The organism is Sphingomonas asaccharolytica NBRC 15499, assembly GCF_001598355.1.
Taxonomy (GTDB): Bacteria; Pseudomonadota; Alphaproteobacteria; order Sphingomonadales; family Sphingomonadaceae; genus Sphingomonas; species Sphingomonas asaccharolytica.
On record NZ_BCYU01000046.1, the window covers coordinates 1 to 14,158 of the forward strand.

14 protein-coding genes and 1 pseudogene are annotated in these 14,158 nt (G+C 64.8%); 6 read left to right on the forward strand and 9 right to left on the reverse strand.

Features of this window, described 5'->3' with window-relative positions; genetic code table 11:
• The 4 genes from SAS01S_RS22820 to SAS01S_RS13155 all read left to right on the forward strand — a co-directional run.
• Window positions 1–305: hypothetical protein (locus SAS01S_RS22820; RefSeq protein ID WP_169804954.1), on the forward strand; the 305-nt coding region annotated here is incomplete at its 5' end.
• A gap of 109 nt (window positions 306–414) precedes the next feature.
• Window positions 415–534 carry a benenodin family lasso peptide gene (locus SAS01S_RS22570; protein WP_157082308.1) on the forward strand — a complete coding sequence of 40 codons (120 nt, stop codon included), beginning with the start codon at window positions 415–417 and terminating at the stop codon, window positions 532–534.
• Between the two features lie 50 nt (window positions 535–584).
• Window positions 585–1,253: a lasso peptide biosynthesis B2 protein gene (locus tag SAS01S_RS13150; RefSeq protein WP_066808906.1), complete on the forward strand. Its 669-nt coding sequence runs from the start codon at window positions 585–587 to the stop codon at window positions 1,251–1,253.
• The gene (locus SAS01S_RS13155) at window positions 1,250–2,989 is read left to right on the forward strand and encodes an asparagine synthase-related protein (protein WP_066808909.1); all 1,740 of its coding nucleotides are present in this window, start codon (window positions 1,250–1,252) and stop codon (window positions 2,987–2,989) included. The genes SAS01S_RS13150 and SAS01S_RS13155 overlap by 4 nt, the downstream gene beginning before the upstream one ends.
• On the opposite strand, the gene SAS01S_RS13160 is transcribed toward SAS01S_RS13155, so the two are convergent.
• From SAS01S_RS13160 to SAS01S_RS13185, 5 genes and pseudogenes are all read right to left on the reverse strand, one after another.
• On the reverse strand, window positions 2,981–5,092 hold the full coding sequence (locus SAS01S_RS13160) for an Atxe2 family lasso peptide isopeptidase (protein ID WP_169804955.1): 2,112 nt from the start codon (window positions 5,090–5,092) through the stop codon (window positions 2,981–2,983). The genes SAS01S_RS13155 and SAS01S_RS13160 overlap by 9 nt on opposite strands.
• 5 nt (window positions 5,093–5,097) lie before the next feature.
• Window positions 5,098–6,207 (reverse strand): TonB-dependent receptor domain-containing protein, encoded by a 1,110-nt coding sequence (locus tag SAS01S_RS23155; protein ID WP_066808914.1) that lies wholly within the window; start codon window positions 6,205–6,207, stop codon window positions 5,098–5,100.
• A 731-nt stretch (window positions 6,208–6,938) separates the two neighbouring features.
• Window positions 6,939–7,688 (reverse strand): annotated as a pseudogene (locus tag SAS01S_RS23160) (TonB-dependent receptor plug domain-containing protein); the annotation flags it as partial.
• 75 nt (window positions 7,689–7,763) lie between these two features.
• A complete protein-coding gene (locus tag SAS01S_RS13180; protein WP_066808929.1) occupies window positions 7,764–8,789 on the reverse strand; it encodes a FecR family protein in 1,026 nt (341 codons plus the stop codon).
• Window positions 8,786–9,379 (reverse strand): RNA polymerase sigma factor, encoded by a 594-nt coding sequence (locus SAS01S_RS13185; RefSeq protein ID WP_218016296.1) that lies wholly within the window; start codon window positions 9,377–9,379, stop codon window positions 8,786–8,788. The genes SAS01S_RS13180 and SAS01S_RS13185 overlap by 4 nt, the downstream gene beginning before the upstream one ends.
• Before the next feature lie 333 nt (window positions 9,380–9,712).
• Here SAS01S_RS13185 and SAS01S_RS13190 point away from each other — a divergent pair, with 333 nt between their 5' ends.
• Entirely contained in the window at window positions 9,713–10,612 is a 900-nt protein-coding gene (locus SAS01S_RS13190) for a nucleotidyltransferase and HEPN domain-containing protein (protein WP_066808931.1), read from the forward strand.
• Window positions 10,613–10,792: 180 nt separating this feature from the next.
• Here the strand turns inward: SAS01S_RS13190 and SAS01S_RS13195 are convergent, their stop codons facing one another.
• Genes SAS01S_RS13195 through SAS01S_RS13210 form a run of 4 tightly spaced genes read right to left on the reverse strand, consistent with a single transcriptional unit; the run spans window position 10,793 to window position 13,036 of the window.
• Window positions 10,793–11,662 carry an ImmA/IrrE family metallo-endopeptidase gene (locus SAS01S_RS13195; RefSeq protein ID WP_218016297.1) on the reverse strand — a complete coding sequence of 290 codons (870 nt, stop codon included), beginning with the start codon at window positions 11,660–11,662 and terminating at the stop codon, window positions 10,793–10,795.
• A gap of 47 nt (window positions 11,663–11,709) precedes the next feature.
• Entirely contained in the window at window positions 11,710–12,207 is a 498-nt protein-coding gene (locus SAS01S_RS13200; RefSeq protein WP_066809019.1) for a helix-turn-helix domain-containing protein, read from the reverse strand.
• A gap of 5 nt (window positions 12,208–12,212) precedes the next feature.
• The gene (locus SAS01S_RS13205; protein WP_218016298.1) at window positions 12,213–12,830 is read right to left on the reverse strand and encodes a GNAT family protein; all 618 of its coding nucleotides are present in this window, start codon (window positions 12,828–12,830) and stop codon (window positions 12,213–12,215) included.
• A complete protein-coding gene (locus SAS01S_RS13210; protein WP_245656902.1) occupies window positions 12,830–13,036 on the reverse strand; it encodes a transcriptional regulator in 207 nt (68 codons plus the stop codon). The genes SAS01S_RS13205 and SAS01S_RS13210 overlap by 1 nt, the downstream gene beginning before the upstream one ends.
• Before the next feature lie 136 nt (window positions 13,037–13,172).
• Between SAS01S_RS13210 and SAS01S_RS13215 the strand changes: the two genes are divergently transcribed.
• Entirely contained in the window at window positions 13,173–14,156 is a 984-nt protein-coding gene (locus tag SAS01S_RS13215; RefSeq protein WP_218016299.1) for a CBASS oligonucleotide cyclase, read from the forward strand.
• Window positions 14,157–14,158: the final 2 nt, after the last annotated feature.

The window sequence follows — 14,158 nt, forward strand, 5'->3', positions numbered from 1 at the left end:
GGGCACCGCTCAAAGCCGACGCTCTGCCCGCCGATATCGGACGGGCCACCGCCGCCTTTTTCGAGCTGTTCGTCGGCCGCGCAGACAATCGCGAACATGTCCATCAGATGGGTTTCGCGAATGATCGGCTCGCCAGGGCGCGCGTGGCCGAGCGGCGCGTCTTCGACGATCTCGAGGCGGAATTGCGCGAACTGGCGATGGCGTTCGACAACGCGACCAGTGCGGAGTTGCTGAAACGGGTCGCCGCTTATCATCGCCGTCGGTTCCACGCGACCGCCGCGATCGTCCGCGCGCTGTACCGATAGGGCCGCACTAAAACATTCGCGATATATTCCGAGTATAAGTTTCGGATAGCCGGGCCTCCTTCATAGATTCTCTGCCGCCGCCAATCTGACGGCTTCGAAGGAGACTGACATGGAACGCGAAGACGATCGCATCGACCTCGGCGCAGCCAGCGTGGAGACCAAGGGCCCCCTCCATGCGCCGGGCGATGAAGTGAAGGGCATCGTGGCCGCCGGCCTTACCGACGACTGAGCGCCTCGACGCGTGGGGCGAAAGCCCCACGCGTCACGCAAGGCCCCATCATGTCACTGGCGCTGGCTCCCGGCATTTCGTTCGTCGAACAGGATGGCGAGCGGATTTTCCTAGATCTCAATCGGGATCGGTACTTCGCTCTTGGACCGTCCGGCGACAGCGCGTTCACCGCGCTGACCCACGGCAAACCGGACGAGCATCAAAAGGCCCGTCTTCTCGGACTCGTCGACCGAGATATCCTTGTCGACCTCCCCTTCGGCGACAATCCGCGCCCTTGTCGCCAGCCGAAATTGCTCGGCTCGGCGCTCGACGGCGCGGATATGACAATTCCCCCGCGTCGCCAGATTCTCGTCGCGGCCATGTCGACCATGCGCGCGAAACGCCGCCTTCGAGCCCATACGCTGACGTCCAACGTCGAGCGGCTGCGCGCGCTCAAGGCGGCGTCGGCGTCAGATATGCGACCGCCCCGCCCGGGCGAATGCGAGACGATCGCGGCCGCATTTGCCGCGGCCGGGCGATGGATCGCAACACTCGATCAATGCCTCCCCTTGTCGCTTGCCATGGCGCGAACATGCCTGAAAGCGGGCCTCAATGCGCAACTCGCGATCGGCATCAAGCTGCGGCCGTTCGAAGCGCATGCCTGGGTCAGCATCGACGGGATCGTTATCTCCGATCGGCTCGACAATGTCCGCCCCTTTGCTGCCGTGCTCGTCCTATGACCGGCGACCGCTATCTGATCGTCGTGCCCCACGGCGGTACCACTGGTTCGTGGCGCGAGCGCCTGACGACGATCGGCCGCCAACACTGCCTCGCGCTTACGGAAGGGCGAAGCTTCCTGCTGCTCGCACCGGAATCTGCCCTCTTGTTCGGCAGGCCAGGACATTTGGATAGCGCGGTCCTTGGCCCGATATACGCTCGGGGCGGCCGCACAGCCCTGACAGACTTGCCCGACGATGATGCGGGCGCGGCACCAGGCGCGCGCGCCGCGTCGCTGATCCAGCGCTATTGGGGCGACTATGTCGCGATCATCGGCGACGAGCGAGGACCGACGATCCTGCGGGCGCCGTTCGGCGACCTCTCCTGCTACCTGCATCGATCATCTGATGCGACGATGCTCGCGTCCGACGTCGCGTTGTTGGAGAGCGTATCAGTCGAGCCGGCCATCGACTGGCACGCCGTCGCGCTGCAGCTCATTGCGCCCGACATCCGCCGTCGTCGGACATGCCTGGCGAACATAGAGGAATTGGCCTGCGGCGAGCGCATTACCCTGGGCCCGAGCCCTGAATACGAGACGATGTGGTCTCCCTGGCAGTTCCTCGGCCACGAGCAACAGTGCGACGACCGGTCGGCGGCGACCGAACGCTTGCGTAAAGTGCTGCTCGATACGGTGGCCGCGCAAACCAGCGATGGCATGCCGAACCTCGTCCTTCTGTCGGGCGGCATCGACTCCTCGGCGGTGGCCGCCGCGCTTTCGGCCGCCGGGCGCGAGGCGGCGGCTCTGACGATGGTGACGCGCGACGCGGCCGGCGACGAGCGCGCCTTCGCGCGCGCCGTTGCGGGTCATTGCCGCTTCCCGCTTGCCGAGATGGTGCGCGATCCGGCCATGGTCGACCTCACCCGGTCGGAGGCATGCGATCTCCCCTATCCGACCGAAACCAGCTTCTCGCAGGCAACGCGCGCGGCGATCCGAGCGCACACAGGATCGAGCGGGCATCGAATATTGCATGGCGGCGGCGGCGATCAGATCTTCTGCTCGATGCAGTCGGCCGCGCCGCTCGCCGACCTTATCCGGGCAAAGGGTTTCGATCGTCGCATTCCCGCGCTCACGCTGGACCTTGCCCGCCTGGCAAATGCCACCGCGGGCGCGGTGGCGAGACAGGCTTTGGCGCGCGTTATCTCGCGTCGCTCTGCCTATCGCTGGCCATCGAATCTCGAATGCCTGACGCCGATGGTCTGCGCTCAAGAAAGCGAGGCGGTGAGTCATGCATGGCTGTCGCCACCGGCGGGCGCCGGGTCCGGAAGCGCCGGCCATGTGGCCTTGACGCTGAGCGCGCTCGGCATCGTCCAGAGCCCGACCAGGAGCACAGGCGCGCCCTGGAAGGCCATTTTGCTGTCGCAGCCCGTGATCGAAACCTGCCTGTCGATCCCGCCTTGGCTATGGTTCGAGCGGGGCCGCAACCGGGCGATCGCGCGCCGGGCGATCGAGGACCTCCTGCCCCACGGTCATGTCTGGCGACCCGGCAAGGGCGCTATGGCAAGCTTCATGATCGAGATTTTCGACGCCAATCGTTCCCGACTGCGCGCCATGATCGGCGACGGATTGCTCGTCCGCGAGGGCCTGGTCGATCGCGAGGTCTGTCTGAAAGTCCTCGACGCGCGCGGACCGATCAAAGGGAATGCCTGGGCGCGACTCCTTCAGTTTGCGGATGTAGAAGCCTGGGCCGCCTCATGGTGACCGTTCGACCGATGACCGATCGCGCAGCGCCCGCCAGCGCAGATATTGTTCGGCCTTCGCAGGTGCCGGATCTTCGCGGCCCTGGAGCCAGAACGAGAACCAGTCGAGGTTGCGCTCGTAGACCGCCTGTCGATGCGCCGGCTGCCATTTGAAGTGGAATTCGCCGGGATAGAAATAGAGATCGACCGGCTGCTTCGCCGCCTTGAGTGCCGTATAGGTATGGAGGGCCACCAACAGCTCGCTGTCGGCGAGTTGCATCAACAATGGCGTGGTCATCTTGGGGGCGTTGAGCGCCATCGAATAGGGCAGCCAGAATTTCTCGTCGACAGGAGCTGCGGGCGGATAGCCAAGCTTTGCACTCTCAGTCACCCAATAGGGCCCGACCACCTCGTCGGAGGATTCATCGACGCAGCAGGTGCTGATCGCGGCGGCGGCGTATCGTCTCGACTGGATAAGCGCGAACCGCACGCTCGAGGAGCCGTCGCTCAACCCGGTCAGCGCCAGGCGCGAAGGATCGGCGATACCCCTTGAGACCAGCAGATCGAGCCCTGACTGGATCGCGGAGTCGACGCTGCGCCTATCCGCCCAATCGCGTGTATTGGCCTGCCAGAAGGCGTCGTCGGAGCCGATCGACGGAACGCCTTGGGCGAACAAGGCGGGTCGGTCGATACTGAGGACCGCAAAGCCGCGATCGGCGAACAGCTGGATGGGGTAATCGTTACCAGTTCCTCCGCGCAGAAAACCCCGGGATCTGTAAAGCACCACGATCGTCGGCAACGGTCCGCCCCTATAGCCGGGCGGAAGCACCAGATCGCCATAGACTTCGCGCCGGACATCGTTGGTCCAACCGAGGCGCTCGACGCGACCAAGCACCAGGTTGGCGAACCCCGGGTTCGGATCGAACACAATCTGCTGCTCGCCTGATGTCACCTTGATGGCAACCAGACGTGGCGGCTGACTGGCGCCCTGTCGCGTGCAAATCAACTCCTCGTCGGCCGGTGTACACCCTTCGATCACGTCGTCGGTCTCAAGGATGCGCCGCGGTTGACCGGTCCCCGGAGACCAGCGGTAGAGCGCCGTGAAGCGATCGTTCCAGCCCTCCAATCTAAGAAAGACCAACGTGCGGCCATTCTCGGTCCACCACAGGCCGAGCATACGTCCGGTGCAAGCCGACGCTGCGCAGCGAATGGCAGAGCCGTTCGCGCGCCGCATTTCAATTCGTAGTGGCGAGAACGCATAGTTATGCAGTCGCGCTGCCCACGCCACCTGCCCGTTCGCCCCCGCGCGATGCTGTGCCAGTGAAATGTCATCGTCGTCACCGAGCGCCGCGCGGTCGGCGGCCGATAGCCGGAGCGCATCACCGTCGCCGACGTGCGCCATGGCGATACCTTCGGGTAGCGGCGCCGGGATTTGCGGCCGAATGCCGAGCATCGGCACCATGCGGCGATCGAAATGCCAGCCGCTGAGGCCCTCGCGCTCGATTGCCGCAGCCGCCTCATCGCCGCCCTGACGAAAGGTATAGACGAGCGCCGTCCCAGTCGAACCCCACGCCCATCGCGCGATGTCGATCGCGGTCGGCGTCACTGCCCTGGCCGGTCGTCCGTCGAGGCTCGCCACCCACAATCGGGTCCGCCCATCGACCCGCTTGAGGTAGCCGATCGTGCGGCCGTCGGGAGAAAATCGCGCCTTGTTGAGGAGCGGCACCCCGTTGCTGTCATAATGTCCGGCTTCGACGTACGTCGAAAGCAGGAAGTCGCCGCCCCGGTCGAGAACGCGCGGCGGCGCACGGTGCAGCCGGTCGATCAGAACCAGCGCCTGGCAGAAACCATTAGTGGCAAGCTCGGCGCGCTGCAGAACGGTCGCGATCCAGCGGCCGTCCGGGGATATATCGAACGCGCTCGGCCCACCGAGCGGCTCGATGTCCGGTCGCCCGAAATTGACGAGCTCGATCAGGTCCCGGGCGGTAATCGGACGGGGGCCATAGGCGCCCGTGCTGCTGACCGGATCCCAGCTTTCGCAAGCGGCGCGCGCCGCAGGCGCCGCCAAGATAAGCGTGAAGGCGAAAGCGGCGAGCGCCGCCCGGCGAAATCGATCCGACGACACCGGCCTCACCATTTCTTGGCGATGGTGAAGCTGACGAAACGGCCGACCGGCGAATAATTGGTCGAATCGTACGGCGTGTCGGTGACCGGTCCGGTCGTGATGAGCGGCGGCGGCGTGTCGAGGAGGTTCTGCGCCGCCAGGATCAAGTCCAGTCCGCGCAACGCGCCCGGCGCACGATCGCCCGTCCGGAAGCGCAACGCCAGATCGACGGTTGCCTGGCCGGGTACCTTGAGTGCCGGCGTCCTGCGCGTGTCGCTGAGGTTGCCGACATAGTTCAAGGTGGCAGTGGCGCCGACACGCGCATGATCCCAGGACAGGCTGCCCCGCCCGCGCCAGTGCGGCGGGTTGAACAAAATCCCCGCGAGCGGAATGACCGGCTGTGTCGGGGAAATCTGGCGGCTGCTCACCAGATAGGACGTGTTCGCTTCCAAGGTCAGCGTGTCGCGTGCGCCGAGCGTTGCCCGGTAGCGGACGATCGCATCGATCCCGTGCGCGGGCTGGCTCCCGGCATTGACGCTCGAATTGTCGACGATCGCGACGACTTTGGCGGGATCGTAGCTACGCACGCCCGCGAGCGTGAAGATACCGGCGGCGGCGCGGGTCGCATCGATCTCGCCGCGCGACGGCGCAACCGTCACCTGCGGCGCGTAGAGCGGCGAGCTCAGCGACTGGGTGATGAAGCCGATGGGAGCAACGATGCGGTCGATATAACGGGTCGAGAAATAATTGAGCTCGATGCTGAGTCCGGGAATTGCCGTCGGCTTGATCGCGGCCCCCAGCGACCAGCTCGTCGCTCGCTCGGGTTTGAGATCGGGATTGCCGCCTTGGACGTAGAGCGCGGTCGCGTCGGACGGATAGCCTGCACCGCCCAGCGACGTCGCCGGGAACAGGAAGACGAGGAGCGTCTGGTAGCGCTGCTGAAGCGTCGGCGCGCGGAACGACTTGCCCCAGCTGGCCTTGAGCTCAAGGCCCTTGAGCGGTGACCAGATGAGGCCGAATTTGGGGGTCGCGACCGATCCGATGCCCAAATAGCGCTCATAGCGCAGCGCGACATCGAGATTGAGACTGGCGAGCCCGGGAATGCCGTTGCCCGGCGATACCAACGGCAGCCCCAATTCGGCAAAGCCATAATGGTTGGTCTGCGACGCCGTGAAATCCTGGGGATCGCCGGGAAGCGCGAGGTGGTCAGCCCGGTGCGGCGCATGCCCAGACCAAGCGCCAGCTTGGCATCGCCGCCTGGCAGCCTGAACAAGGGCGTATCGCCCGAAAGCTCGACCGCCACCATGCGATTGCAGTAGCAGCCGCCGCTGGTGAAGGTCGGCGTGGGCGGCGCGATGTCGCTATTCTGGTAATGGACGCGATCGGCGCCGTAGCTTCCGCTGAGATCGATATGACCGCCATTGCGCAGCCGCCAGGTCAGGGACGGCGCGACGACAAAGGCGTTTTCCCGGGTCGTCGATACATCGCGTGCGATGGTGAGATCGCCGCTCGGATCGATGGGATAGATGAAGCGCGTGCTGCGCCGATTGTAGATTCCGTCGATCGCGAGCTCGAGACTGTTGCTTAGGTCCTGATGGGCGCTGACCAAGAAGCTGTTGCTGCGGTTGGCGGGAAGCAGCCGCAGCCCGTGCGATCGGACCGCGGCATAGTCCCGTTCATCCGCGTCGATCGCCGTCGAGCGGTTGAATTCATAGGCAGCGAGGATGCCGCCGCCGCGCCAGTGCGTGCCGGCGGTCAGGCCATATTGCTGCTGGAAATCGCCGCCATCGGTCGCCGCCCCCAGCCGCGCCCGGGTCTCGACCCCGTCGAGATCACGGCGCAGGATGATGTTAGCAACGCCGCCCACGGCATCCGAGCCGTAAAGCGCGGACGCCCCGTCCGCGACCACCTCGATGCGATCGAGCGCGCCGAGCGGGATGACCGAGACATCGATCGACTGGCGCGAGCCGCCATAGGCCAGGCGGTGCCCGTCGAGCAAAGTCAGCGTCGCGTCGCTGCCGAGCCCGCGCAGGTTGAACGACGACCCGCCGCCAACGTCGACACCGCTGGCGGTGGGCACATTGAACCCGAGCCCCGGATTCTGGCCGCCGCCAAAGCTCTGCGGCAGGCTGCGAGCGATCTCGCCGAGACTCCCCTGCCCCTGGTTGCGCGCCTCTTCGCGCGAGACCGTGACGACGGGTGACGCGACCTTCGCGCCGCGGATGCGCGAGCCCGTCACCAGGATGTCAGGCGCAGCCGCCTCCGGCGCGCTCAGCGGCGGGGCGGCGGCGTCCGCCGCCGCCCCTCGCCCCCTGACGACGACCGTTCCATTGTCGTAGCTGGCCGTAAGCGCCGTCCCGGCGAGCAGCCGGTCGAGCGCCTCGCTGAGGGTGTACGTGCCGTTGAGCGCGGGCGCGGACAGGCCGGCGACGTCCTCAGGCCTGAACAGGATGCTGACGCCGGCGGTGCGACTAATCTGCTGAAGAGCGGCGCCGAGCGGCTGCGCCTTGAGCTCGAACCGGAAGCTCGCCTGCGGCCGGGCAGCGGCTGCGGGTGCCACCGCGACGATCGCGGCGGCGCCCGCCAGGAACAGGTAACGGATATCGGCAGTCATCATCACTCCCCTTCTTTTCGAATGTGAAGAGAGCGACGCAGCGCGCCGGCGGGTCAGTAGTAATGGCTGAAAATAAATTCAGGGGCGCGTCAGCACGATCGCGTCCGGGCCGCGCTCGGCGCGAAGATCGAACAGCCGCGCGAGGTCGTGCGCGAGGCGATCGCCGTCGCGCGTATCGAACCGGCCCGAGACGCGCAGCGCGGCCAGCGCCAGGTCGCCGAGCCGGATCGGCACCGCCGCGCCCCGGTTGGCGCGCTCGACGACGAACCCCAGCGACACATTGTCGAACTCGCCCGCGCCATCCGCCCAGGCGGCGCCGGCTGGTGCCGGCCGCGTCGCGGTCCCGAGCAGCTGGCCGCCCTGATAGCCGAGCGCCTCGCCGGCTACGAGCCGACGGGCCGGCGGCCGGACCGCCGCGCCGTCGGCAACCGACGGCGAAACATCGACGACGCCGCGCCACAAGGCGACGCCGACCCGGCCATCGGGCGCGAGCGCCACGTCGAACACGGTCCCGCGCGCGATCGTCTCGCCGCCGCCAGCTGCTACCGTGAACAACCGGCCGTCATGCGCGACCGAAAAGCGTGCGCGGCCCCGCGTGAGCACGAGCCGGCGGGCATCGCCGGTGAGGGTTACCTCGACCGCGCTGCCCGCATCCAGGGTGACGACCGAGCCGTCCGCCAGCCCGACCGAGCGAATCGCGGCAGCCGGCGCCTCGACGCGAAGCACGGCCGGTGGCTGCCCGGCCGCGACACTCGCGACCGCGCCCGGCTCACGGCGCGCCGGCAGGGTCGCGCGATGCCCGAAGAGAAAGGCCAGGAGCAGGATCGCGGCCAGGAGACAGGCGGCCGCCGCCATCACCGCCGGCGAGCGGCGGCGCGGCGGAGGACGGTCGACGAAGCGGCGCGACACGCGCAACTGCCGGGCGCCGTCGAATTGCGCAGCCAGACGCCGATAGGAGTCGGCATGGCGCGGGTCGGCGGCAAGCCAATGGTCGAGATCGCGCTGCGCCCTAGGCGACGTCCCCCTCTCCATCCGCGCGAGCCAAGCGGCGGCCTGCTCGCGGATGCGGTCGCGATCAGCTCGCGGATCATCGCGGTTGCTCATTGCTCGTCGAGCATTTGGGCGAGATGCAGGATGGCGCGCTTCATGTGATATTCGACCGTCCACACGGTCACCCCGAGGCGTCGGGCGATCTGCCGGTAGGTGAGATCGTCGGCGCGGTGCAAGAGGAAGATCGTCCGCGTGCGCTCGGGCAGCCCGGCGATCGCCTCCTCGTATCGCTCGAGCAGGTCCTGCGCCGCGAGCGCGTCCTCCTGCACCGCCGGGGTTTCCGCGTCCCACTCGTCGAGCGAGACGAACGCGGCGGGCGCCGCGCCGCGGCGCGCGCGGTCGACCAGGAGATTGCGCGCGATCCGCTGCAGATAGGCAGCCGGGTTGACGAGGTCCGACAGCGCGCCGATGCCGGCGAGCCGCGCGAAGGCGTCCTGGACCAGATCGGGTGCTGCATGGCGCTCGCCGGTCCGGCGCTCGAAATAGCGCAACAGGCCCGGCGCTTCGGCGCGGTACAAATCGCCGAGCGAAACGCCCGCCGCCTGCCCTGGCACATGGTCGGCCGGCGGCAGCGGATCGCCCTCGGCGATCGCGCGTTCGCCGTTCGCCATGCCGCTTGTCTCGGAGGCGAGCGTCAGGCGCATGACGGCCCAGCCGCGCCGGACCGCGGCCACGCGCCGCGATCGGCGCTGCGGCAACACAGCATGAGGAGTCTCGCGACGAAGCGCCGACCAAAGTCGGATGCCGCGGACGGACTGGAAAAGCGCTGCCGCTTTTAGCCCGGAGGGGCTTGGACATTTGCGGCGGCGACCCGGATACGTGCGATGTCCCGGACCAAATTTCCAGCGCGGCGCCCGCGCGCCTCGGCGCCACGATCCGGTGGCGCGGGCGTCAATCTACCCGCCGGTCGCCGTAATGCAAGGCGACCCGCGAAATGCGCTTGCCATTCCGAGCGCCACGCGGGACAATTGAACACAATGAGAACGGAGCTCGATCATCTCCCCGCCACCAAGCGGCAAGACCTTGAACGGATTGTCCAAATCCTGTTCGACGAGTTCGCCGACGCGACGCGGATCGCGACCCAGGACTGGAAGCGCAAGGGCCGCATCCTCAAGATCGTGCTGTTCGGCAGCTATGCCCGCGGCGACTGGGTGGAGGATGCCAAGGGCGGGTATTTCTCGGACTACGATATCCTCGTTGTCGTCAGCGACCGGCGCCTCACCGACACGCTGGAATTCTGGGCAAAGGCCGACGACCACCTCATGCGCGCGGTGACGATCGAGAAGTCGATCTCGGCGCCGGTCAACTTCATCGTGCACGACCTCGCCGACGTGAACGAGCAGCTGCGGCACGGCCGCCCGTTCTTCGTCGACATCGCGCGCGACGGCATCGCGCTATACCAATTCGAAGGCGTGGAATTCGATCAGCCGCGGCCGCTGACGCGCGCTGATCGGCAGGCGGAAGCGCAGAAGTATTTCGATGAGTGGTTTGAGAGTGCTGTAACCTATTTTGAAACCGGGACAGAGCTAGCCCGTCTGGGAAAGCCGAAGGAAGCAGCCTTCCTGCTTCATCAAGCTACCGAACGCTTCTACCACGCCGTCCTTCTCGTCCTGACCCTTTACAGCCCGAAATCGCACAAGCTTAATTTCCTGCGGTCGCAGGCCGAGAGCCACACACCAGAGCTGATCGAAGTGTGGCCACGCGACACGCGTTTTGCCCAACGCAGCTTCGAGCTGCTGCGGCGCGCCTATGTCGATGCGCGTTATTCTCCGCATTACCAGATTACGCCGCAAGAACTCGAATGGCTTGGGGAGCGCATTGAACTGCTGCAGACACGCGTGCGCCAAATTTGTGAGAAACAACTGGCGCTCGGCTGATCGAGAATGGCTGTTATCGGGCCGTCTGCGGACTGGCGGCTGTCAGGTCATCAGGTGAAGAAAGCAGACATCATGCGGGAGAGTCCGCTGGACATGCTTGCGCTGCGGAAAGGCGGGTATGTGCGGTCGGTGGAGCGCCTTTGAAACAGGGCCGGCGAACGCTCTCTCCGACCGAACACTTCAGAACGCGCGACCCTGCGCACGCGACCAGACACCGAGTGTCAGAGCTTCGTACCGGTTGAAGAAGGTCTCGAAAACGAAGAGGTGTCGTTCCCCATTTCGGTCCGCAAGAATAATTTCCTCTTGGCCGAGCAGGCCGCCCGATTGGCTCCCGCAATACCCTGCAATGATGCTGAACAGTTGTGATTCCGTGATCGAGCCAAATTGATCCCGGAACTCGGGACTTTGGATGAAGTAGCGGCAAGGGTTGGCCGGATCGAAGTCCGCGTTGCGGCGGAATCTGTGCGGATGTCCCGACACCATGGCGATGATCGGACGGCCTTTGCTGGCCTGCTCCGTTAACCTCCAGAGGGTAGACGTAATCGTGTTGCCGTAGATCCCGCCTAGTTTGCGGACCAAGACAAGCGATGGCACCTCGGATGCCGCCTCCTCGACGAAGCGCCCCCCAAGGAACAGAAGTTGGCCGGCCGCATAATTGGCTTCGGCCTCCATGATCTCGTGACAGCTGGGCGTGAGCGTCTCCAGCGTATCTCCGAGCATCATTCCCTCGTGCCATGGAATGATGTCGTGGCCAATCTCGTGGGCTTCGTTCCAGCGGTGCTTCAGCTGGGGAAGGTCCTGGTCTAACAAAATCCGTTTCTGATCGGGAAGATAGAGCGCCTTCAAGCTGAGCGTGCGGACGGCGTCAGCCAGGAGCGTGGGGCGTTTTAGCACTTGGATGCCGGCGACCTTCAACCGCGAAAAGGTTTCGCGAAGGACGCTGTCGTCGGTGGTGCTATAGTACGCCCGGTCGAGCCTGAGTAGGTCGCGGACGATGCGCAGGTCGAGTGGCGGAGTTGGATTGCCGAGGCCGCGAATGATCTTCGCCACCTGCTCGTCGATATCCTGGACCGTGCGTTGATCCAGCGCGACATTCCTTACAGAGATCGTTTCGGCTCCCCCTGACCTAACACCGCAACAAAGGCGCTCAATGCCGCACTTTCTTCCGGGCTCAGCTTATGCACCGCCTCGGACCGGGCCGCAAAACGAACCGCCTCCTCGACCAGACCTGCATCGTTTGCCGCTGTGAGACCAGCCAGCTGCATCAGACGTGCTTGAGGCACATCGAACATGCGCGCGAGCTGGTAGACGGTGCGTGGCCCCGGGACATAATGCACGTCCTCCTCGATAACGAGAAGCTCACTTGCGTCCACTTTGGCCGCATCAGCTAGTTTCTCGATGCTCATGCCGTGACGCCGGCGCATCAGATTGATAAATCTGCCGAACGCGATGCGGCTTTCCTCGCGCGGGGCCGCCTGATCGTCAATCTCGCTTTCAGACGCCGGATCGCGGGCGAGCAAACCGGCGCCGATCGTGGCGTTACCCTCGGCTATGGCGCGCTTGACCCACCACTCCTTGCTTCGCTCAAACCGCATGGCCTTCACTCCTCCTCGAGGAACGCGCGAGCACGATCTTCAGTCATTTCGAAATATCGCAGTCCTTGATATGCGGCGTCCGGGCCCAAATCGATCAGGCCCGTTCGGCGGTAAAAATCATCAGCCTGGGGCAGCGAGTGGAGCCCGAGCCTGCCCTTGAAGCCCTCGTCCACCGATAACGCGGCGATGGCCGTCAGCAAGGCGGTGCCGACACCTTTAAACCTCGGTACATTTCCGCGGTCTGACCGATTCCAGGGCGCAACCTCAAGATAGTCCACATAGGCAAGCGGCTTGCCCTGATGCTCAGCGGAACGAGCCGAGCGCGTCAGGTCGACCTGGGCCAAGCCCTGGGTCACGTCATCGGCCATAATGCTGAAGCCGGGAAAGGCTAGCAGACCGGCGACGCCGGCACGCTTTTGTCGCCAGTCCCAATGCCAGCTTTGCGGCCAATCCGCCATCGGGACGCCGTGACGTGCCAGCTCACGCAGGATTTCGGTGAGAGCGGGCTGCCATTGGGTCTGCCAGTCGACGAGTTGCTGCTCCTCTATGCCATCGCGCAACTCCGCCTCGACCGGCTCGAGCGTATCGCCGGCTACCAGGAAGATGGTAGAGCTGTCGATCATCAGAGGAGCATCAATTCTGCCTTCTCGCGGGTATTCTCGTTCTCAAAGACCAGCTTATCGCCCTTCTCAACCCGAACCTCGACTGCCTGGTAGAGCCGCAACGCCTGTCTCAGAACGGCGGTCTTCGAGAGATCCTTTCGCGTGGAAAGGTCGTCGAGCACCCGCATCTCAGCATCAGTGAGGTTGAGGGTCATCGTCTTTTTCACGTCAGCCTCCGCTCCGAAGTCGATTATTCATATGGGCTTATCCACCGGTTTGTCAACATATATTGGCCGTATGTGCACCCCTTGAATAGCTATAAAATAGCTACTATATGATGAACGGTTCGTTAGAAAATCGTCATTGTTTCGGGAGGATCCGGTGTCACGTCAGCATGTCGACCATCGCGAGATTGCCGCGTTCGCTCAGGACAAGGTGAACCTGCCCAAAGATTGGGCAGACTCCTATCGGGCGCAGGCGCGGGGCTTGCGGGAGCGCCTTGAGCGCTATCTCGACGAGCATCCCGACTTCACGCTAAAGCGGATGCAGCTCTCTGGCAGTCTGGCCAAGGGAACCGCACTCAAGACGCTGAACGACATTGACGTCGCCTGCTATGTCAGCGGGGCAAATGCCCCGCACGAAATCTCGGCGTTGCTCGAATATATCGCCGAGCGCCTGCGCAAGGCCTATCCGAACTTCTCGCCTGATCAGGTCAAACCACAAACCTACAGCGTCACCGTGTCCTTCAAGGGATCGGGACTCGATGTTGACGTTGTGCCGATCCTCTATGACGGTGACCCTCAATGGTACGGCAACCTCGTCAGTCAGGACGACGGCTCATTCCTGAAGACGAGCATTCCGCTCCACCTCGATTTCTGCAAGAAGCGCAAGCAGGCGCAGGAAAAGCATTTCGCCCAGGTCGTCCGGCTGGTGAAGTTCTGGGCGCGGCGGATGAAGGCCGAGGATTCCAACTTCCGCTTCAAATCCTTCATGGTCGAGTTAATCCTCGCCAAGCTGTGCGATGAGGGCCTCGACTTCTCCGACTATCCCGACGCGCTGCAGCATTTCTTCACCTACGTGGCGCGAACGGGGATGCGAGAGAAGATCGTGTTCACCGACTGCTACGCCGCCTCGAAGGTCGGCACCTTCACCGATCCGGTGGAGATCATTGATCCGGTCAATGAGGTGAACAATGTGAGCCGCCTCTACACGAGCGCGAACGCCGATCTCATTGTCAACGCCGCTCTCGAGGCGGGCGACGCAATCGACTCAGCACTCTACGCGCCCACGAAACAGGAGACCGTCCGCTACTGGCAGAAGGTCTTCGGCCCCTCCTTTCAGGTGTAACG